Origin of the sequence: Priestia sp. LL-8, assembly GCF_036227845.1 — a bacterium.
GTDB lineage: Bacteria > Bacillota > Bacilli > Bacillales > Bacillaceae_H > Priestia > Priestia zanthoxyli.
The window spans coordinates 3821382-3842305 of record NZ_JAZAQH010000001.1; the positions used below are offsets into that span (position 1 = coordinate 3821382).

The 20924-nt window shown below is 38.6% G+C and carries 22 protein-coding genes and 1 riboswitch; of the genes, 3 read left to right on the plus strand and 19 right to left on the minus strand.

Annotation, left to right across the window (positions count from 1 at the left end):
* Window positions 1–26: 26 nt before the first annotated feature.
* The 5 genes from U9R83_RS20045 to U9R83_RS20065 all read right to left on the minus strand — a co-directional run bounded on the left by U9R83_RS20045 (window position 27) and on the right by U9R83_RS20065 (window position 3310).
* On the minus strand, window positions 27–350 hold the full coding sequence (locus tag U9R83_RS20045; RefSeq protein ID WP_013058713.1) for a hypothetical protein: 324 nt from the start codon (window positions 348–350) through the stop codon (window positions 27–29).
* Between the two features lie 246 nt (window positions 351–596).
* Window positions 597–1223, minus strand: coding sequence for a phosphatase PAP2 family protein (locus tag U9R83_RS20050; protein ID WP_243549877.1), 627 nt, complete (start codon window positions 1221–1223; stop codon window positions 597–599).
* A gap of 235 nt (window positions 1224–1458) precedes the next feature.
* Complete coding sequence (locus tag U9R83_RS20055; protein ID WP_014458557.1) at window positions 1459–2229, minus strand: sporulation protein; 771 nt, start codon at window positions 2227–2229, stop codon at window positions 1459–1461.
* Window positions 2216–3052: a serine/threonine protein kinase gene (locus U9R83_RS20060; protein WP_014458556.1), complete on the minus strand. Its 837-nt coding sequence runs from the start codon at window positions 3050–3052 to the stop codon at window positions 2216–2218. Before U9R83_RS20060 ends, U9R83_RS20055 begins: the two co-directional genes overlap by 14 nt.
* 3 nt (window positions 3053–3055) lie before the next feature.
* A complete protein-coding gene (locus U9R83_RS20065; protein WP_243549879.1) occupies window positions 3056–3310 on the minus strand; it encodes a hypothetical protein in 255 nt (84 codons plus the stop codon).
* A gap of 117 nt (window positions 3311–3427) precedes the next feature.
* Between U9R83_RS20065 and U9R83_RS20070 the strand changes: the two genes are divergently transcribed.
* Entirely contained in the window at window positions 3428–4489 is a 1062-nt protein-coding gene (locus U9R83_RS20070; protein WP_115654790.1) for a DUF2515 family protein, read from the plus strand.
* Between the two features lie 58 nt (window positions 4490–4547).
* Here the strand turns inward: U9R83_RS20070 and U9R83_RS20075 are convergent, their stop codons facing one another.
* The 3 genes from U9R83_RS20075 to U9R83_RS20085 form a co-directional block, all read right to left on the minus strand.
* A complete protein-coding gene (locus tag U9R83_RS20075; protein WP_013058720.1) occupies window positions 4548–4718 on the minus strand; it encodes a YozD family protein in 171 nt (56 codons plus the stop codon).
* A gap of 265 nt (window positions 4719–4983) precedes the next feature.
* Window positions 4984–5670: a hypothetical protein gene (locus tag U9R83_RS20080; protein WP_013058721.1), complete on the minus strand. Its 687-nt coding sequence runs from the start codon at window positions 5668–5670 to the stop codon at window positions 4984–4986.
* Between the two features lie 202 nt (window positions 5671–5872).
* Window positions 5873–6088, minus strand: coding sequence for a YozE family protein (locus U9R83_RS20085; protein WP_013058722.1), 216 nt, complete (start codon window positions 6086–6088; stop codon window positions 5873–5875).
* A 408-nt stretch (window positions 6089–6496) separates the two neighbouring features.
* On the opposite strand from U9R83_RS20085, the gene U9R83_RS20090 reads away from it, so the two are divergent.
* Together U9R83_RS20090 and dat are read left to right on the plus strand one after the other, a co-directional pair.
* Window positions 6497–7534 carry an acyltransferase family protein gene (locus U9R83_RS20090; RefSeq protein WP_013058723.1) on the plus strand — a complete coding sequence of 346 codons (1038 nt, stop codon included), beginning with the start codon at window positions 6497–6499 and terminating at the stop codon, window positions 7532–7534.
* A gap of 121 nt (window positions 7535–7655) precedes the next feature.
* Window positions 7656–8501, plus strand: a complete 846-nt coding sequence (gene dat, locus U9R83_RS20095) for a D-amino-acid transaminase (RefSeq protein WP_115654792.1) — start codon at window positions 7656–7658, stop codon at window positions 8499–8501.
* Between the two features lie 35 nt (window positions 8502–8536).
* Here the strand turns inward: dat and U9R83_RS20100 are convergent, their stop codons facing one another.
* The 11 genes from U9R83_RS20100 to U9R83_RS20150 form a co-directional block, all read right to left on the minus strand.
* Window positions 8537–8815 carry a YokU family protein gene (locus U9R83_RS20100; protein WP_014458551.1) on the minus strand — a complete coding sequence of 93 codons (279 nt, stop codon included), beginning with the start codon at window positions 8813–8815 and terminating at the stop codon, window positions 8537–8539.
* A gap of 14 nt (window positions 8816–8829) precedes the next feature.
* Window positions 8830–10242 (minus strand): lysine 2,3-aminomutase, encoded by a 1413-nt coding sequence (ablA, locus tag U9R83_RS20105; RefSeq protein ID WP_116739499.1) that lies wholly within the window; start codon window positions 10240–10242, stop codon window positions 8830–8832.
* Window positions 10243–10309: 67 nt separating this feature from the next.
* The gene (gene ablB, locus U9R83_RS20110) at window positions 10310–11158 is read right to left on the minus strand and encodes a putative beta-lysine N-acetyltransferase (protein WP_014458549.1); all 849 of its coding nucleotides are present in this window, start codon (window positions 11156–11158) and stop codon (window positions 10310–10312) included.
* 26 nt (window positions 11159–11184) lie between these two features.
* The gene (locus U9R83_RS20115) at window positions 11185–12450 is read right to left on the minus strand and encodes a peptidase (protein WP_182421328.1); all 1266 of its coding nucleotides are present in this window, start codon (window positions 12448–12450) and stop codon (window positions 11185–11187) included.
* A gap of 13 nt (window positions 12451–12463) precedes the next feature.
* Complete coding sequence (locus U9R83_RS20120) at window positions 12464–13126, minus strand: 3-oxoacid CoA-transferase subunit B (RefSeq protein WP_016765314.1); 663 nt, start codon at window positions 13124–13126, stop codon at window positions 12464–12466.
* On the minus strand, window positions 13111–13812 hold the full coding sequence (locus tag U9R83_RS20125; RefSeq protein WP_014458548.1) for a CoA transferase subunit A: 702 nt from the start codon (window positions 13810–13812) through the stop codon (window positions 13111–13113). Before U9R83_RS20125 ends, U9R83_RS20120 begins: the two co-directional genes overlap by 16 nt.
* On the minus strand, window positions 13813–15162 hold the full coding sequence (locus U9R83_RS20130) for an aspartate aminotransferase family protein (RefSeq protein ID WP_226701599.1): 1350 nt from the start codon (window positions 15160–15162) through the stop codon (window positions 13813–13815).
* Between the two features lie 108 nt (window positions 15163–15270).
* Entirely contained in the window at window positions 15271–16506 is a 1236-nt protein-coding gene (locus tag U9R83_RS20135) for a dicarboxylate/amino acid:cation symporter (RefSeq protein ID WP_014458546.1), read from the minus strand.
* A gap of 180 nt (window positions 16507–16686) precedes the next feature.
* Window positions 16687–16841, minus strand: a riboswitch (cyclic di-AMP (ydaO/yuaA leader).
* A gap of 605 nt (window positions 16842–17446) precedes the next feature.
* On the minus strand, window positions 17447–18916 hold the full coding sequence (locus U9R83_RS20140; protein ID WP_013084690.1) for an NAD(P)/FAD-dependent oxidoreductase: 1470 nt from the start codon (window positions 18914–18916) through the stop codon (window positions 17447–17449).
* 216 nt (window positions 18917–19132) lie between these two features.
* Window positions 19133–20533: an ATP-binding protein gene (locus U9R83_RS20145; protein WP_014458545.1), complete on the minus strand. Its 1401-nt coding sequence runs from the start codon at window positions 20531–20533 to the stop codon at window positions 19133–19135.
* A gap of 153 nt (window positions 20534–20686) precedes the next feature.
* Window positions 20687–20860, minus strand: a complete 174-nt coding sequence (locus U9R83_RS20150; RefSeq protein WP_080518349.1) for a YjcZ family sporulation protein — start codon at window positions 20858–20860, stop codon at window positions 20687–20689.
* Between the last annotated feature and the right edge of the window lie 64 nt (window positions 20861–20924).

A 20924-nucleotide genomic window follows, 5' to 3' on the forward strand; every position in this document is an offset into this window, starting at 1 on the left:
CCAGATAGGTCGCTTTTACCTTATGTTTAACGTACGTGCAGGCGGTTCACTTTTTGCCAGCCATCTGTCCATAGCTTGTAGTAATACTTTCCTCGAGTACCTTCATCAATTAACAAAATATCGCCTGTGCTAATAAACCTCGCATCACAATCTTTTGGCAAATTATCAGCAATGTTAAACATCTGAAATACTTGTGTTGCAGCGTCTTGATGATCGAATGCTGTAATCGTTAGACGATGGACAGGCTTATATCCGCGCTTTTCGCCTTTTTCTTCTGTTTGCATAATGGTTACATCATATTCTGTGCTAATATTAAATTGTTTTTTTATTGTGGTCCACACACTCAACATTCTTCCCTCCACCCAAAAGCAAGTATTTACTCTTTTACGTCATGTATTCTTATATAATTAGTGATAAAATCCGAAAATCCTTTATCGAATCAAAACGTTTTTTGTCGAAATTACTAGTTTTTCCTCATTAAACATGTACATAAAATATTTGTTTCCCATTTTATCATTAGTTGTTTTTGAATGGATGAATCAATAGGCCTACTTAAACAAAATGAAATATTAACGAAAAAAATGTAACCATTGCTCCTATTTTTGGTTATATAAGCGCTTAGAAAGGAGATAGACTCCTAAGGACCAAACAAGTCCTAAACAATATCCTGCTAGTATATCCGTTAAAAAGTGTACCCCTAAATACAAACGGCTAAATCCAATTAATAAAATAACAATAGCTATTACGCATACAGCTGCCGTTTTAACAGCCCTGCTTCTTGTATACATCCATATTAACAAAAGTATTCCGCTGTAAAACGCCATTGAGTTCATGGCATGTCCACTCGGAAAACTATAGTGAGAGGCGGGAACGACTTGACTCCAATCAGGTCTTGGTCTTGCAAAAATCTCCTTCAATCCCCAGTTTAAAGCGCGAACTCCCCAAAAAACGAGCGTGATATATAAAGCGAGCAATCCTTTTCGTTTATAAAGAAGAAATACTATAATTGCAAACCATATTGGCGCAGTGACATACCAAGATCCTACGGTTGTTATAAATATGATGATAGGTGTTAACGTGTCCGTCCTCCATCCTTCAATGGTATGAAGTACATTAAAGTCAAGCTGTTTCACCCAAGGTGTATTAAACGTAAATAAAATGAGTAAAAAGAAAGCTAAAAGCGATACAATAAATAGAGAATATTTTGTAGTGCGATTTACCATTTTTTATTTCCTCCAACCTATTAAAAGAAAAAGCATGTAGCGTTCTACATGCTTTACTTATTCACACGTTTTGGCTGAATATAGTCTTCTGGCTTAGGAGCTTGATGAACGACAAATTCAGCCGAAAATTCCTCTTTTGCATTTATTTTTTTCGTTTGCTTTGATTGCGGCATATACCTCTCTCCTTTCTTTTTACTGTCTTTAATATACGAAAAATAAAGGAGAGCTATGCACGTTAGCTATAGCGTGAAATAATATTGGTTAATATATTTTTTAACTGAGGAATTTCTTTTTCAGAAACATGAACATGAACGAGCGACTCATCTGCATCCAGCATTTCAGATAGAAAGCCGCCAAACCCTCTGGCACGTCGATCTACTTCTATAAATACATCGTAGTCATGTAAGCCGCTTGGCTGCACGATGATTTCAATCTCATCTACTTTCCCAGCGTACAATCCACCGCTTGGAACAAATTCAAATTCTTGAACAAAAGGAAGTCTTTTTCTCATCCTGCGAGGAGCTTCTTCGCACTCGACTTGGCGCAGGCGAAAGCCAAGCTGTTCCATAGCTTCAATTGTGCTTGTTACCATCTGATTAGGAAGCACTTTTACATGATCAATATCCGACGGATCAACCGCATCTTTAATGTCGAGGCTCGTCGCCACCCACACCCGGGTTCTCCCTAATGTAACAGGTGTATCATCAGGCAGCTGAAAGGTAAAAGGAATAGACTTCGTTTCAGATGGTTGAATCGTGAACGGGTCGTTAATCTTAAACGTATTAAGCTCAATATCCTGCTTGTATTTTTTATCGTCTCTTTCTTTTACATAGGTTGTGAATAGACGCAGATAGATGCTGTCAATTTTCTGCTCAACATTGCCCCCGTACACTTCAACAATCCCTTCAATCTTTTCACCAGCACGAAATTCATCATTGACAAGCTTAGCGTCCACTCGCGCTGCGCCAATTCCAATGCGGGCTAACGCTTTATTAAATAGCGCCATACTTTCCCCTCCCTGAGTTCTTACTATTTATATAGTCATAAATATCTTTTTGTAAACTTTTAATGCTTTCATACGATTCATCTGCTCTCAGCATTTTTTGAATAATGGTCTTAATAGGTGTCGACAAACTTAGCTCTTGTTCCCAGCTTCTTTCTTGTTTTTCCGTCGGCTCATAACCAGAGTATAATAAGAATAAAAGAAAATGACCAAGCGCATAGATATCGCTTGCAGCAGATGTTTGTCTCATAAACTGTTGTTCTTCTATAAGGGTGCTTGTTTCTTCATGGTCTCCTAAAAATCTAGCAAGACCAAAGTCAATAACATAGATGGTCCCGTTAACATCAATAATATTTGGAATACGAAGATCACGGTGAACGATTCCTTGCTCATGAATAACGGAAACTACTTTTAGAATATCAAGTAAAATATCAAGCGCTTGTTCTTCCGTATACACGCACTTCTCTTCAAAAATTAAATCTTCAAACGTTTTCCCTTGAATCAACTCCATCACTAAGAAACAGCCTTCATCTGTTTCGATAGCTTCATACAGTGAAGGAATTTGAGGGTGATTTAATTGAGACAGCAATTTCGCTTCATAATGATAAGACTTCAGCCCCTGGGGCGTGCGCTGCTTCGTTTTACGGAGCTGTTTTACTACTACCTTTTTTTGTTGCACAATGTCGTTAGCGACATATGTTATACCATAGCTTCCCATTCCCAGTACATCTATGATTTCATATCGCCCGCAAATGACTTTTCCTTTTTTGAAAGGACGGTCAACTAGCCAGCGATGAAGGTGTTTGAACATTCGATTTTTCATCATAAATCAACTTGAGAAAAAGCTTGAAAAGAAACTTCCGCTTTTGCGTTTGCGCTTATAGTGGTGGTGGCCATATTTTGAATGACTGTGGCTGTCATAATATTTGCTTCGCTTATAATCGCTACTGCTGCTATGATGGCGTGGACGTCTGTAATGATGATCACTGCTGCTGTAGTGACGAGGACGTCGATATTGTCGATCGCTGCTGCTGTAGCGTCGATGTTTAGATCCAGTTAATGATTCAAAAATTTTTCTGAACATAAAGAAAACCTCTTTTCTTAACATTTGTTACCCTTTATACGTACGAAATGTTATAAAGGTTTCAAAAAATCCCTTACCCTTTTTTTATATAGTTAAACGTTTCAAAGGAGGCTTAACATGACTTCTACTAACACAAATCCCCTCATTAGATTGGAGGATGTTCTTCGCCTGCAGCAGATGATGCAGCTCAAACCTCCTGCTACCCTCCCTCTCTCTTTTATCGGAGAAGACGTAAAATTGATTAAAGAGATTCGAAAAAAAGTAAAAACAGCTAATCAAAACAATGTTACACGTACCCAGGCTTATTTAGACTATTATCAAAAACACCCCGAAATTCACTGGGCTTTTTTAGCACACTTAGTTTCACGAAACGGCGGCTATTATATGACAGATCTCTCCACTACCTTAATAAAATCCCTGCTTTCATCAGAAAAACAGCACGCATACTTCTTGTTTTTAGAACATTCCAACTCAGCCATTTTTCATGATGCTTACGCTCAGCTGTTACTCTATGAAAAAAGCAAAGAGCAAAACAGTAATCTGTTTCATTTACTCTCCGCTTTTCACATATCTTCTTTTATGAAAGCTGTGTGGAATGACTTTTGGCAGCATAGAAACAAAACGCTCTTGTCAATAGCCCTGATTGTGAACGAACAGTATCATATCGAAAAAAATGTTCTCTTTAAAAAAGAGTTTCAGCGGGACGTTCTTCACTCTTGGCAGTTTCACACTCAAAACTTTCTCGGTATGACTCAAATCGTCTTTCCCTATTATTCAGGTAATAAAATTGATTTAAGTGGAACAAAAGTGTATCATTTCGAGTCTGTCTTAAGACGGATTGAAGTGGGAAAAACTTTATACGTTCTTCTTTTTTATTCAAACTTGCATGATTCTATCTATACATTTAGCCTTAAACACCCCCACACAGGGTCTCGAAGCGATTATAATTCGGATATATTTACAAAGAATCGAAATCATTCCAAAAAGCTGTATAGCCCGACTTTAAATATGAGCTGGGGAGACCGCGTACACCTTTTTTTAAGAAAAGATGAGTGGTTTGAAGACGCAAGCATATTTTCTCTCCTTGAGTCTATTCCCGCTTCTTCAGTTAAAAAAATTCCCCTTCAGCATCATCTAAAAGTGCAATCCGCTATTAAAGCTGCTAACCCTTTTTCATAACCGCTGTCTCACAAACAAAACGACGAGTTTCCCCGTCGTTACAGATGTATCTATCTTTTTATTCTTCATCTTGCTCATCAATAATACATTTATCAATGAGATAATCAAAAGTTATATCCGCTAATTCGCCTAGCTCTTCTTCAGCGGGAACATAGCCTCGCTTGACTAGTTCATTGTAAAAGAACTCCGCAATTTCTTCCGTATCAATGACCACTTCGATTTCTTTCACAATATCACTCCTTATCCCGTTTGAACGGATTAGCGTACCTTATTTTTCTTGAAAATAGGTTCACTCCATCTTCTTCTTGAAGTTTTACCTTATACACATTTATGAACAATTCGGCAATAGTATGTCTAAAATTTCAGCAGTTTAAATAGAAAGGTAATTATACCCATTCTTTTTTCATTACCATCGCCGTATACACAATAAAAGATAGCTAAGAGAGATGTGATGATCTATCTCGGCTATCTTTTATTTATTAGGCATCTACCTGCTATTTTCCTTGTTCGGATTTTGCTATCTTTTTTAAATGTTTCAGCACTAAGTTCATGACTTCAGCATATTCTTCATCTTCAAAAAGCTCATACAAAAATTTATAATCATTGTACACATCTAAAAGACCGTTTATAATCTCATGCTTTTCTTTAGTTAACCTCACTTCTTCTTTTTCAGAACCGTTTTGTTTTTTCATCTTTGGTAGCAACTCCGTCTTTTTAATTTCTTTACCTAAATACAACATATCAACACTTTGAGCGTAATTTTCTGTTTCCTCATGAGGAGTTACGAGAATGAGTTCTTCTTCACTAGCCTCAAGCCATTCTCCATCTGTTACACGTGACAATTCATAGACAATATCTTCCCATGAATCCTCTTTATAACGCCATATTTCTGTTCGAATACCAATGATTTTAAATAACTCTTTTCCATAATTAAAAACCTGGACGATATCGCCGAAGAAAAATTTATATTCAAGCTCTACTCTTTCCTGTACTAATATTTGACCTTCATATTCTTCTAGAAGCTCAATTGTATCTTCTAAAAAAAGACCTTCACTATGGTTGATTTCGTATACAAAAATTCCATCCATCACTTTTATATCGGTAATAGTGCCAACGGTCCCGTATATTGTTACAACGACTGTTTCACCAATTCCGTATTTAGGTTTTTTCTTCCCTGCCATCGTCGCACCTCCTTAGTAAACATACACCTACTGAAAAGTTACAATATTATATGCAGTAACTAAAAAAGGGGAAGTATAACATCTTTAGAACCAAGCCTTTATTATCTATTGCCCTCTATCATTTTTACCCCTGCTTATTGCATGAGCTTAAGAAAATAAAAAAGCAGGCTGATGGATATCCATCAGCCTGCTTTTTTATTTCTCACGCATTATTTTGATAAAGCTCCCATGCTTCATCAAATACGGTCATGCTTGATAAATAATGTCCGTTGAGCTCTAAATAAGAACTCAGTTCGTCATAATCTGTTGAAGATTTCGGGAAGCTGTGATCATCATAAGCACTTCGCGCAAACTCTCCCATTCGATCATGTTTTTTATTTGACCGGAATTTCATTATATAGTGATAAAAGGATTTCATCGTACTCCCCCTCCAGCGGTATGTGTATCTTTTCTATCATTTTTTCAAGAAATCTACAACTTTCTTCTGTGATATGTAGATGTCGAACACTGCAATATAAGTGGTTTACCCGACAAAAAATATTAAATTCATGTTACAGTTGCAAAACAAATTTCACTATTAGCGTAACGAATAAATATTGTTATATCAATATTTTTCTTTTTTCAAAAAGACATTTGTAACAAAAACACATCGTTTTTATAACAAAAGCGTTGATTCGACAGGTTCCTCAAGCCTTTATGTAATTGCAAAAAAGAAGAATTCATGTTTTAATTCCGTAGTGAAAGGTTATTCTAACAATAATCGCCCTTTAAATAAATCTTGTTGGTGGGAGGTTTACATCAGCATATGTTGAGGAAAAATAATACTATGAATACTCGAAATGCTTACTTTGATAATGCTAAATTCGTATTAATTTTTTTAGTTGTATTTGGACACATGATTTCTCCGTACCGAACAGATAGCAGCGGAATGCTGTCCATTTATCACTTTATCTTTATTTTTCATATGCCTGTCTTTATTTTACTAGCAGGTTATTTCTCAAAAAATTTTCATAAAAAAGGCTATTACAAAAAAATATTTACAAAGGTGGCTCTTCCTTACTTAGCTTTCCAAACTATCTATACCCTTTATTACAGTGTGCTTTATACAGATGAAACGTACACGCTTCAATATTTGGTTCCTAGATGGGCAATGTGGTTTCTACTGAGCTTAATTTTTTGGAAATTAATGCTTCCTTTCTTTGCGAAATTCCCGATGTGGATTAGCTTAACTGTCTCTATTTCGCTTGGACTGGCAATGGGCTTCATTGATATTGACGGATTTGATAAAATTCTAAGCATTAGCCGAATGTTTGTTTTCTTCCCGTTTTTCCTTTTAGGCTACTATTTGTCACAGCGACAAGAGCCTTTTACAAATCTTTTGACGGCGCGAAATCGAATCATCGCATCCATCGTATTACTAGTTACATTAATTGGAAGCTATTCTTTCTTAGACGACACGGCTTACACAGATATGCTGTATGGAACGAACACGTACGACAATGTGGCCGAATTTTTAATGCGCGTTTCTCACTATGGAATTGCTTTTCTTGTATCTTTTGCCTTTATGGCTTTAATTCCAACGCGCGGTTTTGCTTTAACAAGCATTGGACAGCGCTCTCTATACGTGTATTTATTGCACGGCTTCATTTTAAAATGGTTCTTTACAACTGACTTCTCAAAAAGTCTAGAGCCAACGTCATGGGGTATTATCGTCTTAATCGCACTGTCCATTTTAGTAACGATGCTTCTCGGTAGCCGTATTGTCGATTGGTTCATCACCGGTACCAAGCTCATCGTTCAGTTTGTTACACCTAAAAAAGCCATTCAGAAATTTTCGTTAGCATTCAAACGTACGTTTTCATAAAAGTCATACTCCTAAAGGAGTATGACTTTTTTCATTTTCTTTAGAGAAACCAAGTAAATAATTTCATTTTGCTGAATTTTATGTTAACGTTTTAATATCTAAAGGAAGGGAGTTTTTCAAGATGGAATTAGCATATTATGCTGGAGAGTTTAGAGATATTAATGAGGCTGTTATTCCAATTGATGAACGCGGTCACCAGTTTGGAGACGGTGTTTATGAATTTATTCGTGTATACAAAGGAGTTCCGTTTTCGATTGAACGTCACCTAGACCGCTTAGAAAGAAGTGCAAAGGCAATCTTTATCGAACTGCCGGTTTCAAGACAAGAGCTAAAGGACATCATTCGTCAAGCAATGGAAAAATCAACATTAAAAGACGCTGATATTTATATTCAAGTTACGCGCGGGATTGCTCCTCGCAATCATTTATTTCCCGATGTACCTGCACAATTAGCCCTCACAATACGTCATCCTCGCCAAACACCTGAAGAAGCCTATGAAAAAGGCATTTCCACGCTTCTTTTGGAAGACGAACGATGGGCTAATTGCTATATCAAATCATTGAACTTACTTCCTAACCTTCTGGCCAAACAAGCTGCAGCTTCTAAAGGATGTAAAGAAGCTATTTTAGTAAAAGACGGTTACATAACCGAAGGGTCGAGCAGCAATGTATTTGCGATAAAAGACAACGTCTTATTCACGACTCCTGCCACAAGAAAAATTCTATCCGGTATTACGCGAGCTAACGTACTGGAATGTGCGCAGGAACAAGCCATTCAAATCCGAGAACAAAATATGACTCCTTCCTTTTTAAAAGACGCTGATGAAGTTTTTATTACGAGCACGTCTGTTGGTCTTTTGCCCGTTTCGAAAATAGACGAAGTCGAACTTCCAACTGTTCGTCCTGTTACAGTGGCTTTAAAACATGCGTACAGCCTGCGTACTGCTGGAACAAAGGCTTATCAATAAGAAAATCCGCCCCTTACAAAACAAGGGGCGGATTTTTAGAATTTAAAGTAGTTGCGCTTTAATAATCTTGGCACTTTTAATAGCTCATCATACCGAATGGATTCATCAAGTTTTTTTGTATCGACAAGAAGCAGCTGTGTTTCCACTTCTTCTATGATCTCTTCTTCTTGATATGACATCCCGCAACCTGAACAGCTGATACATGGCATATGAGTAATTTCGATACTTCCCGTTCCGTCTGGCAATTCCCAGTATGCGGTATTGGTTGTTTCTACCGCTTTTTCTTCTTCGCACCATGCGCATTGAACAGTCATATTACAGGACCTCCTTAAGATGATGGAGCATCGTCGCTTTTACCGTCTTTTTTCAATTGAGCTTTAAACTTTTTATCTTTTAATTCATCTCTTTTTTCACGTTTATCTTTTAGACTTTCGTGAGCACTGTCACTTTCATACGTTTTACGTCTTTTTACCCTCCCTAATCCTTCCGGTACAAGATTGAATTGAGCATCATTCATAAGACCCGAGATGCCGATGGAAGAATCTTTAGCATCCGATGCTGGATAAACAGCTCGAAAATAATCATCTGCACGCCCAGGCACATAGCTTTCTGGCTCCGGATACGTCGTAATCACGCCTTCAAAGTTTCGCAGAACAACTTTACTTGCGCTTTGACTAATAATATAGTTTGGCTGAACCGCAATCTTTCCTCCACCTCCCGGCGCATCAATAACAAACGTTGGAACAGCATAGCCAGACGTATGACCTCGCAGCCCTTCCATAATTTCAAGCCCTTTGGAAACAGGTGCCCGGAAATGCCCAATTCCTTCTGATAAATCACATTGATAAATATAGTAAGGACGAACGCGTATTTTCACTAAATCGTGCATAAGCTTTTTCATGATAGCTACGCTGTCATTAATCCCAGCTAAAATAACCGCTTGATTGCCAACTGGAACGCCTGCATCGACAAGCATTTCACATGCTTTTTTTGTCTCTTCCGTAATTTCAATAGATGTATTAAAGTGAGTATTTAACCACACTGGATGATATTTTCTTAAAATGGTACATAAATTTTCCGTTATTCGCTGCGGAAACACAACGGGTGCTCTTGTGCCAATTCGAATAATTTCCACATGGGGAATAGCTCTTAAATTCTTCAAAATATATTCTAAAATGTTGTCATTAATCAGCAAGCCATCACCGCCTGAAATGAGTACATCTCGTACTTCAGGTGTTTTGGCGATATAAGCAATCGCAGCATCTAACTGCTTTTTTGGAACGCCCATTCCGATTTGTCCTGAAAACCTTCTTCGAGTGCAGTATCTGCAGTACATGGAGCATTGATTGGTAACTAAGAACAAAACGCGATCAGGATAGCGATGAGTCAATCCTGGCACTGGAGAATCTTCGTCTTCATCTAGAGGATCTTCTAGATCGTATTTTGTTTTATGAAGTTCTTTGCCAACCGGAACAGACTGCATACGGACAGGGCAGCGAGGATCATCTGGATTCATCAAAGATGCATAGTAAGGCGTAATATTGAGAGGAATTGTTTTGGTTGAAATGCGTACTCCTTCTTCTTCTTCAGGAGTTAAGTTAATGACCTTTTTTAAATCATCTAACGTTCGAATTGTGTTTGTTAATTGCCAAATCCAATCATTCCATTTTTCTTCAGGAACATCTTTCCATAACTCAATATCTTTCCAATGTCGGGATGGCTTATATAAATCATATAACATACAATCGCTCCTTTATGAAGATTTACTATTGTTATATGTTACAGCCCATAAATTGGTTAATTATTTCTCACCCTTTACTTTTTGACAGATCCTTCACCCATACGTTCATATCTTCTAACGATTTATAAATGTAACAATTATTCGTTAATCGTCCCGTATAGATATACCCAAGCTGATGAAAAGCGGCATTCATCCCAAATGAAAGCGCTCTCGCTATTGTGTATGCACAAAAAATATGCCGTTGTTTTAGCTCCGCTTCTAGTGCGCTTAATAAATGCTTCATAAATCCATACTTTCGATAAGCAGGAAGAGTTGCACAATCCGTTAGTTCAGCATTGTGATAGACATAGTCAATTTCAGCAGAAGCGGCGCTAACAATATCGTTCTTGTCAACTATGATATAAAACAAATTATCGTCTTGAAGCAAACTCGAGAGATACTCTTCTTCGTAGAGGGGCGTAGGATACACTGTGAAGATTTGACGGTAGAGCTGAGAAAGTTGTTTAGCATCAGATGAAATGGCTCGGCGCATGATCAGCTGATTCGATAAAGGAGAATAACCAGATGTCGGCAAATTCAAAACGTCTTGAAGCAGCTCTGTTTCTTTTAGCGTCTCCCCGCTGTCTCGGCGGGATTGAGACGTATAGTAGCATAAAAGATACGCGTCGCTTCCATTAAAATAGTAGGGAACGGTTGCTTCTAAAGAAAATCCCAAGCTCATCCAGTCTAAAAGATGTTCTGCGCGTGCTTTTATAATCCACTTTTCGTACATTGCCTTATCAATTTCTTTACACATATAGCTGTAAATATCGTTCACCTTTCCCCGGTAATCATCTATTCTTAGACGCTTGTTGCCTTCATCTAAAAAAAGAGTCATAGCAAAAGTTGGTTGACAAATATTTTCTTGTTTCGCCATTTGTTTGTATCCTCTCCCTTTTTAGCTTAGTCCGCAATACTGCACCAGTCTGCTACAGTGAGAGCAATAATTTCTGCTGCGTCAAGCATCGTTTGAATACAAATATACTCATTTGGAAAGTGGGCTACTTCTGTTACTCCTGGTCCAAACACAACTGTTGGAATATCCCCTACTTGTGACAATATCCCTCCGTCCGTTCCCCAAGGAGATGCTTCAATGATCGGCTGTTTCTGTTTCACTTGATAAAAAGAGGACGAAAGAGAGGTCATAAGCGGATGCTCCAATTCAATTTCACCGGGAAGCCAGTGAGCCCCAAACCATTCCAAGTCGACAGGATGCTCAGCAAACCACTCATCACACTGAGGCAAAAGTTCAAGCCACGATTTCATTTCCGCTCTAACATTTTTCATTTTTTCATGCGGAGCCACTCCTATCCTGCCTTCTAATATTACTTGATCAGCGACTGAAGAAGGCCACGTTCCTCCCTGTATATTTCCGATATTAATTGGCACGGGAATGGGAATTTTATTATAGAGCGGATCGGTAATTCGGCTGTTTCTCTCTTTTTCAAGCCCCTCAATATGTTTAAGCACAACAGCTGCTTTTTCAATCGCACTCACGCCTTCATACCGAGTCCCTCCATGTGCTGCTACTCCATGTACGGTCACGCGAAACCACATCGAGCCTTGCTGTTTAGGGAAGATCTTCATGTTGGTTGGTTCTGGAATAATGGCACCATCTGCTTTATACCCTCTAAGCACGCAGGAAAGTGTCCCTGCACCTCCGCTTTCCTCTTCTACTACGCTTTGAAAAATAACATCTCCTTTTAGTGAAATATCTAGCTCTTTCAACGCTTGAATAGCCAAAAGTAACGACACATTCCCTCCTTTCATATCCGTTGCTCCGCGTCCATATAAGTTTCCATCTTTTACAACGGCCGTATAAGGGTCTTCCGTCCACTGTGAAAGATCTCCGGGTGGCACGACATCAATATGCCCATTCAAAATGATGGATTTCCCTCCGCCTTTCCCTTTTAACACGCCTACCACATTCGGACTGTCTCGAAAAGTAGAACGGTTGGAGGCAAAAGCTTCATGGGTACGAAGTATTTTTTCGTCCGGTTCCCATATATCAATATCTAACTGCAGCTGTCGAAGGCGTTCAATGACAATTGCCTGCGCATGCTTTTCAGAACCCTGTACGCTTGCTTCTTCTACGAAACGCTTGAGTAAACGCACTGCACTTTGACGATGTTCTGTCATCCAGTTATGAATAGATTGCTGTATGTTCATGTAATGGTCCTCCTTATGGTATCGTAATCAATTGATCACTCAGGCGAACTGTCGCTTCTGTTGAACTCAAAATATCCTCTACGGTATAAGGAGACATTAGCTCGGTTAGAAGAAGCGCATCTTTTTCTACTTTAAAAACTGCCCGATCCGTAATAACTAATCCCACGCACCCCGAGGCAGTAAGAGGTAAAGAGCACGTCTTAACCAGTTTTGGTTCTCCTGTCTTGCTCGTATGATTCATTAGCACAATGACTTTTTTTGCTTTTTGAGCTAATTCCATCGCTCCTCCCATCCCAGGAACTCGCTTACCTGGCACAATCCAATTAGCTAGATCCCCTTTTTCACTCACTTCTAACGCACCAAGAATGGTCATATCGACGTATCCTTTTCGAATCATCGCGAAGGCAGTAGCACTGTCACAGTATGAAGCCCCTTGAACGGTAGTTGTTGGATAGCCTGCTGCATTGCAGACATTCTCATCTTCTTCACCTAAAGGAGGCGAAGATCCTAACCCTAAAATTCCGTTTTCAGCATGAAACATCACATGAACAGCGCTTGGTACATAGTTAGGAATAAGAGAAGGAATGCCGATCCCTAAATTAACAATCATGCCGTTTTTGATTTCAGCCGCAGCACGTTTTGCAATACGATGACGAATATCTATTCCCAAACCCATTTCCAATTCACTCCTTTTGAAGGGACAATATAATCCACAAATACACCTGACGTCATCACATTCTCTGGGTCAATGTCGCCAAGAGGAACAATTTCATCCACTTCAGCAATAGTTATACGACCTGCCATAGCCATTAATGGATTAGTGTTTCGAGCGCTTTTATCGTAAAGCAAGTTGCCGAATGGGTCTGCTTTTTTTGCATATACAAAAGCCACATCGGCTGTGAGTGGTTTTTCAACTAAAAATGTCTTGCCGTCTACTTCCACTTTTTCTTTTCCAAATTGAATAATGTCATTTTCAATTCCTACATCAATCAGTACTCCTCCGAGTCCAACTCCTCCCGCTCGAATCCGTTCAGCAAGCGTTCCTTGAGGAGAAAACTCAACTTTCAGCTTTTCTTCTGTCATCAGCGTTCCAGCCACTGGATTCGATCCAATATGAGAAGCGATTAGCTTTTGAATTCTTCCTTGGCTTACCAATTTTCCCGCACCAATATGAGGAAAGCCTGAATCATTACATATCAATGTAAAATTTGATTTTCCGCTTTCAATAAGACCGTCAATGAGAGAAGGCGGGCTGCCTACTCCGCCAAATCCTCCTATCATCAGCGTAGCAGCATGATCCACGTACTCAATCGCTTGTTCCACAGTTGTAATCTTTTGAAATGAGTTTTCGACCTTTGTCACTCATTTCACCTCATTTCCCTGTTTTTCATTTTGCACTTCATGTAATGTTTTCGAAAGCAGATCGACCGCTTCATCAAGTTGACGACGAGTAATCGTAAATGGTGGCGCAATAATAATACCGTCTCCTTCGACTCCGTCTGTTCCTGCTTGTGAAGGATAAAGGAGAAGACCATTTTTTTGGGCTTTACTTATTACGCGCGCCGTCATATTTTCCGAAGATGAAAAAGGCTCCTTCGTTTTTGGATTTTGCACAAGCTCAAGACCAACTAATAAGCCTTTGCCACGTATATCACCAATGATAGGGTAAAGAAGTTGAAGCTTCTTCAATTTCCCTACTAAGTAGTCTCCTTTCAGTGCTGCTTCTTGAACAAGATCATGCTTTTCAATATAGGTTAAAACAGCGATCCCTACAGCGGATGACAGCGGATTAGCGCTTAGCGTATGTCCGCTCATAATTAATTTGGATCCGTTCATGATAGGTTCAATCGTTTTGCTGCTAGCCAACGTAACGGCTATTGGTGTATATCCTGCTCCCACTCCTTTTCCAAGCGTCATGATGTCTGGTTTAACTCCCCAGTGCTCATACGCAAACATCACGCCTGTACGCCCAACTCCAGTCATGACTTCATCGGCTATCCATAACACATCATATTTATCACAAATTTCTCTTATCACTTCATAATAGCCGGGAGGAGGTGTAAGGGCTGCTCCGGCTGCTCCTACAATGGGCTCTGTAATAAAAGCAGCAATATGTTCAGGGCCGGTTCGTTTGATAACTGTTTCCAATTCGTGTGCACAAGCAAGATTACAGGATGGATAGGTTTGCTGAAACGGACATCGATAGCAATAAGGAGGTGAAACCGAAGGATAATCTTCAAGCAGAGACGAGAAGCGTTTTCGCCTTCCAACGTGCCCTGACATAGACAGAGCTCCTATTGTAATACCGTGATAGCTCATCCAGCGTGACAAAACCTTTGTTTTGGTTGGCTTTCCTTGCTCTTGAAAATGCTGAATTGCCGTTTTCATAGCCGTTTCAGTCGCTTCGGTCCCGCTGTTAACAAAAAAACTCCACTGGAAATGATTGCTACTTAATTCACATAGTTTCTTAGCTAACGCTTCTGTTGGATCACTTGTGAACTGCGACCGATATACAAACGCAACTTTCTGTGCCTGATCGGTCATTGCATCAATAATTTCTTTTACGCCGTGTCCGATACTTGCTGTAACTGCCCCCGACGAAGCATCTATGTATCTTTTTCCATCTTGGTCGTACAAATAAATTCCTTTTCCATATGAAATAACTGGATAGTCATCGTCGAGCAGCGGCTTTATCACATGGGTCTTATTCATTTCCGCACTCTCCTTTCAAACACATACTCTTATTAAACTGTATGCTGAAAAGAAGAGTTTCTTGCCAATAAAAAAAGCCCTAGCATATAGCTAGAGCTTTTACACGTATTAAGCTGATTGCGTTACAGATTTATCGATACGCTTTGCTTCTGACTCAGCCACAATAACGGCACACGCAGCGTCTCCTGTAATATTTACAGATGTACGAAGCATATCAAGCAAGCGATCAATTCCAATAATTAATCCGATACCTGCTACAGGCAGGCCAACCGAACTTAGTACCATTGCTAGCATAATAAGGCCAACTCCCGGCACGCCTGCTGTACCAATACTAGCAAGCACCGCTGTCAATACAACCGTCACAAGAGCGCCCAGCGACAGGTCAACGCCGTATACTTGCGCAATAAAAATAGTCGCTACACCTTGCATAATTGCCGTTCCATCCATGTTAATGGTAGCACCTAACGGCTGAACAAAACTGCTGATGGACTCAGGGACACGAAGATTTTTTTGAGCTACATTCATTGAAATCGGAAGCGTTGCATTACTGCTTGATGTACTGAATCCAACCGTCATCGCAGGAGCAAAACCTTTAAAAAATTCAATAGGATTACGTCTGGCCATAAGAGCGACCGATCCCCCATATGTTACGATTGAATGGATGAACAGCGCGAGCACGACTACAATCATGTACAGCCCCATTGCTTTAATTGCCTCCCAGCCTTGACTTCCAACCGCGGTTGCAAGAAGCCCAAATGTTCCGTAAGGAGCAAACTTCATCACCAGATTTACAAGATACATCATCAATTCATTGCCTTGCTCGAGTAAATTGTAAAGCCCTTTTGTTTTACTTCCAAGCATCGTAATACCAAAACCGATAAAGATAGAGAAAACGATAAGTTGAAGCATATTCCCTTCAGCCATCGCTTGAATTGGATTGACTGGAATCATATTTAAGAATGTCTCTCCAACCGGCGGTGCTTTTTCGGCTTCAAAAGAAGCGTTTTTTGTATCAAAAGATCCAAACGTACCTGGTTTAATTGCATACGCTAAAATTAAACCAATAATAATCGCAACGGTTGTTGTAACTAGGAAGTAGGAAACTGTTTTAGCCCCGATTCTTCCTAGTTTTTTAGGATCTCCTAAACCAGCTACCCCTAACGTGATAGAGAAAAACACAATTGGTACAACAAGCATTTTAATTAAGCTTAAGAAAATTTGGCCAAGCGGTGTAAACAAGTACTTGTCCAGCGGAGCAAAAGCACTTGGAGCAAAAGCGTTAATCAACACTCCTACAACAGCACCAGCAATTAGCGCGATAATGATCTTTGTCGATAGCTTCATAGATTTACCTCCCATAAATAAATTATATTAGAATGATTCTAACTACCATACTTATTTTACCATGCATTGATAACGATAACACTCAAAATATACAATATATTAAAAATTTTCAGATTAATAGTTTAGGAATATTTTTAGCTATACAAAAAACCATGAGAATATCATGGTTTCATAGACCTGTTATTCCCTCACTGAATGCTTACGGAGTTAGCTGTCGGATTCGGGTACGTGAGTTACCCTACTTGATTCATTCAAGATTCACCCCAAGTACATTACGCACAAATATGGGTCCCCCGTTCTCTTATAAAACAAAAGAGATTAAGCAAATAATTTTCTTTAATATTTTTTCATGATAATAATTGTTACTTTAATTAAAATTCATTTCATATGTTTCTGTCAAGTTTTTATTCAAAAATAATGCATGATTTTATCATAAAAAGTTGAGAATTGTTAGATTTCAAAATATTTACATCATATTTCAATAAATAAAAAACACTTATTTAACAAGACTTATAATCTAATTGATAAAAAATTAATTCAAAAAATAGTTTGTAAAGTGAACTTTCTTCTTATTAAATTACATTCATAAATTCGCATAATTATTCTAACGTCCGCGTACTTTACTGCTTTCACAAATATTTTACTCATCAAAAAACAACTCTTTTCAACTGTTGATTTTATCCTTATCGTGCTGCTTGATATAAACTCCCTAAAATTTCACTGACTTTATTGGCGCAAAGAAATGGACATTATCAATTCGCCTTATTCTACTTAATTCTACTCACGATAGGAGTATGGATTCCGTAATATTTTTAAAAAAAGAGCGGGTAATGATCATATAAAACTATCGGAGTTGGAGCGGTACAAGTTCTTTACTTTTTAGTTATTCGCTTTTGTTATTTAACACATAAAAAAAAGAGGCGGTGACGGCCTCTTTTTTTTATACAGTAACAGGTTCAGAACTTGCTTTGCGATTCTTTAATTTTTCAACAATGTCACGCGCTACCCACACACCACACGCACTTGCCTGCGCGAGTCCTCGCGTAATACCAGCTCCGTCTCCTCCGACGTATAAACCGGAAATTTCAGTTTCAAACTTATCGTTTAACTTCGGACGGGCTGAGTAAAATTTCGCTTCCACACCGTAAAACAGCGTATGTTCAGATGCTAACCCAGGCGTTACATGATCCAGCGCTTCTGTCATTTCAATTAAGCTTTTCATCGTGTTGTAAGGAAGCACTAAGCCCAAGTCACCAGGCACAGCTTCTTTTAACGTTGGTTCTAAAAAGCCTTCTTTAATTCGAGTTGCTGTTGAACGACGGCCCTTTAAAATATCTCCATACTTTTGAACAACTAAGCCCCCGTTTGACAGCATATTAGCTAATCTTGATACTTCGTGCGCATATTCGTTCGGCTGATCAAATGGATCCGAAAATTTATGAGAAACAAGCAGCGCAAAGTTCGTATTTTGACTTCCAAGCTTCGGATCTTTGTATGCGTGTCCATTTGCTAACATAATACCTGAATGATTCTCTACTACCACATGTCCTGAAGGATTGCTGCAGAACGTTCTGACTCTTGTACCTACAGACGTATTGTAAATGAATTTCCCTTCGTACAAGTGCTTGTTGATTTCTTCCATAACAACGTTGGATGTTTCTACTCGAACGCCGATGTCCACTTGATTGTTAATCATTTTTAAACGGCGTTTTTTTAGTAAGTCGCTCATCCACTTCGAGCCGTCTCGACCTGGTGAAACAACCACTTTATCAGCCGTAATTCTTTCACCATTTTTCAATTCAATACCGCGCACGATATGCTGACCATCTTCTTTTTCTGTTATTAAATCGGCTACTTCCGTTTTATACTGCATATCAATTTTTTCTTTTAAGTATTCATAAATGCTTTTTAAAATTTCTAAATTTTGCTCTGTTCCTAAATGACGCACCTGGGCACGCAATAGCTTTAATCCTGCTGCGTATCCGCGTTTTTCAATTTCACGAACTTTATCAGTTAACGGATCCGTAATCGTATCGGTTGCTCCGTGTTTTAAATTAATTTCATCCACATATTTAATTAAATCTACCACCTGTGATTCAGACAGATAATCCGTCATCCAGCCTCCAAATTCACTTGTGATATTAAATTTCCCGTCTGAATATGCGCCGGCTCCACCGAAACCATTTGTGATAGAACAAGCAGGCAAACAGCCAGCAAACTCTTTTTTGCCAACCGCAGGCGGACATTTTTCAATTTTTTTCTGAAGAATCGGACAATTACGTCGATAGATATCGTGTCCTTTATCGATTAATAAAATAGTTGCTTCCGGTAATTTTAACGTTAGCTCATAACAAGTAAAAATCCCAGCGGGTCCTGCCCCTACCACAATAACATCATAATTTGAGTTCATTGTACATTCTCCCATCATCTTTTTTCTTTGGGTAAAAGATAAAAGTTATTGACCGAATTTTCTTTTTTATTATCATTCGGTTATTTTCTAGCCATTTGATAATATATCAAAAACAAACCCTTTAGTCAACAATATATACGAACATTAAAATAAAAAAATAAAAAAACATTCGTTTTTATTCTAATCAAATAAAAACCAGTGAACGAATAGCAAGCGCTATGAAATGTTCACTGGTTCTTTAATATACGGAAGAGCAATTTCTACTTTTGTTCCTACTCCTACTTTACTCGCAAATGAAATATGCCCTTGATGCTGTTCGATTATTCGGTAGCTAATCATTAACCCTAGCCCCGTTCCTGTTTGTTTAGTAGAATAAAACGGTTCACCTAGCCGGGCTAAAGATTGCTCATCAATTCCACAGCCTTCATCCTCGATAATGACCATGCCGTATCCATTTCTTTTCTCAACGGTGACTTTAACTGTGCCCTTACTCATTGACTCAAGCGCATTTTGAATTAAATTAATAAAAACTTGTTTAAGCGCATTTTCTTCACAAAAGATTGTAATCTCATCACTAATTTCATTAATAATACGACAGTTTTTATAATTGGCGTGTGTATCTAATAGTAATGTCACGTGACGGATGATTTGATTGAGACTTTTGGGGTGGTATGAATTTTCAATTTTAGGCTTGGCCAGCGTTAAAAATTCTTGAATAATGGATTCGACGCGATTCAATTCTTCAAGCATAATATCATTGTATTCTTCGTTATACTGTTTCGATGCTTTTAACAGCTGAATAAACCCTTTAATCGCCGTCATTGGATTACGAATTTCATGTGCTACTCCTGCCGCTAACTTGCTCACCATTGTAAGTTTTTCAGATTTACTTGCCATTTCATCATATTTTTTTCGATCGGTTACGTCGCGAATAATATACTGAATGGCATCCTGTCCTTCAAACTTAATTTTGGTTGCCGAAGATTCAATAATGACGACTCCTTTTTTAGTCAATAGTTTCACATCAACACGCGGTCTCACGGACATTCCATTCATCAGCTGAACCATTCGTTCTTTTACGATTTCTAAATGTTCGGGGTGAATAAAATGAAGCCAAGGACGCCCGATATACTCTTCTTTTTTCTCGCCCCCAAGAAGTTTAACACCAGCGGGATTCAAATATTGAATTCTGCCTTCTCTTGTTACAATAAATGCATCTTGGCTTTGCTGGACAAACTGCTTATATTGCTTCATTTTCCGAATGACTTCCTCTTGCTTTTCAATACTTGAGGAAAACTCTTTCCACTGAACAACTAAGAGCGGAATATCCCCTTCCGTGCGCTGAATATGGATGTGCATCGGAAACTGCTGATCTACTTTTTTCTTCAGTAAAACAACTTCTTCCTCTTGCTTTCTTAACGGTTCCACTTCATGCTTTTCAATAAAAAAGCGATTTGGCTCTTCAAATACATTACAGGAAAGAAGTCGTTCCTCTTTCGTCTTAAAAAGGTGGCAGCACGCTTCATTTAAAATTTGAATATCTCCATCCATATTCATTACGAGCATTGGTGTAAATGACATTGAAAATAGCTGTTGAAATACTTTTTCCTTTTCCATATATTCACCTTCGCTTATTGAGTTACTAGCTATAGTATAATATGGTAAATGTTGATTTGGCAAAATTTTTTTATTATTTAAACAATTTATATGTAAGTTTGTCCTTTACCAACTGTTATAAAAAGCTCGCACATGCGAGCAAAAGAGGCGTAATCAACAAAAACAGGTGCAGCCAATGATGATTAATAAAATAAATAGCACAACAATTAATGCAAATGACTGGCCCGTTCCGCAATGATGATAGCCGCCAATTGGATAGTGGCAAGTATCATATAGGTGGTGATAGCCTCCGTGATGGCATGGGTCGTAACAATCGTAGTTATACATAGCAATCTCTCCTCTTGTTTTTTTATTTCGTACACTGTACTTTATATGCGTTAGTTGATTGTCC

Excerpts from the sequence above, each read along its gene's own strand:
- U9R83_RS20140 (WP_013084690.1), bottom strand. The coding sequence starts at position 18,916 with ATGAACTCAAATTATGATGTTATTGTGGTAGGGGCAGGACCCGCTGGG.
- ablB (WP_014458549.1), bottom strand. The coding sequence starts at position 11,158 with ATGGCGAAACAAGAAAATATTTGTCAACCAACTTTTGCTATGACTCTT.
- U9R83_RS20085 (WP_013058722.1), bottom strand. The coding sequence starts at position 6,088 with ATGAAATCCTTTTATCACTATATAATGAAATTCCGGTCAAATAAAAAA.
- U9R83_RS20050 (WP_243549877.1), bottom strand. The coding sequence starts at position 1,223 with ATGGTAAATCGCACTACAAAATATTCTCTATTTATTGTATCGCTTTTA.
- U9R83_RS20080 (WP_013058721.1), bottom strand. The coding sequence starts at position 5,670 with ATGGCAGGGAAGAAAAAACCTAAATACGGAATTGGTGAAACAGTCGTT.
- U9R83_RS20130 (WP_226701599.1), bottom strand. The coding sequence starts at position 15,162 with ATGAATAAGACCCATGTGATAAAGCCGCTGCTCGACGATGACTATCCA.
- U9R83_RS20065 (WP_243549879.1), bottom strand. The coding sequence starts at position 3,310 with ATGTTCAGAAAAATTTTTGAATCATTAACTGGATCTAAACATCGACGC.
- U9R83_RS20120 (WP_016765314.1), bottom strand. The coding sequence starts at position 13,126 with ATGGGTTTGGGAATAGATATTCGTCATCGTATTGCAAAACGTGCTGCG.
- U9R83_RS20145 (WP_014458545.1), bottom strand. The coding sequence starts at position 20,533 with ATGGAAAAGGAAAAAGTATTTCAACAGCTATTTTCAATGTCATTTACA.
- U9R83_RS20045 (WP_013058713.1), bottom strand. The coding sequence starts at position 350 with ATGTTGAGTGTGTGGACCACAATAAAAAAACAATTTAATATTAGCACA.
- dat (WP_115654792.1), top strand. The coding sequence starts at position 7,656 with ATGGAATTAGCATATTATGCTGGAGAGTTTAGAGATATTAATGAGGCT.
- U9R83_RS20115 (WP_182421328.1), bottom strand. The coding sequence starts at position 12,450 with ATGAACATACAGCAATCTATTCATAACTGGATGACAGAACATCGTCAA.
- U9R83_RS20100 (WP_014458551.1), bottom strand. The coding sequence starts at position 8,815 with ATGACTGTTCAATGCGCATGGTGCGAAGAAGAAAAAGCGGTAGAAACA.
- U9R83_RS20070 (WP_115654790.1), top strand. The coding sequence starts at position 3,428 with ATGACTTCTACTAACACAAATCCCCTCATTAGATTGGAGGATGTTCTT.
- U9R83_RS20150 (WP_080518349.1), bottom strand. The coding sequence starts at position 20,860 with ATGTATAACTACGATTGTTACGACCCATGCCATCACGGAGGCTATCAC.
- ablA (WP_116739499.1), bottom strand. The coding sequence starts at position 10,242 with ATGTTATATGATTTATATAAGCCATCCCGACATTGGAAAGATATTGAG.
- U9R83_RS20090 (WP_013058723.1), top strand. The coding sequence starts at position 6,497 with ATGAATACTCGAAATGCTTACTTTGATAATGCTAAATTCGTATTAATT.
- U9R83_RS20135 (WP_014458546.1), bottom strand. The coding sequence starts at position 16,506 with ATGAAGCTATCGACAAAGATCATTATCGCGCTAATTGCTGGTGCTGTT.
- U9R83_RS20055 (WP_014458557.1), bottom strand. The coding sequence starts at position 2,229 with ATGGCGCTATTTAATAAAGCGTTAGCCCGCATTGGAATTGGCGCAGCG.
- U9R83_RS20060 (WP_014458556.1), bottom strand. The coding sequence starts at position 3,052 with ATGATGAAAAATCGAATGTTCAAACACCTTCATCGCTGGCTAGTTGAC.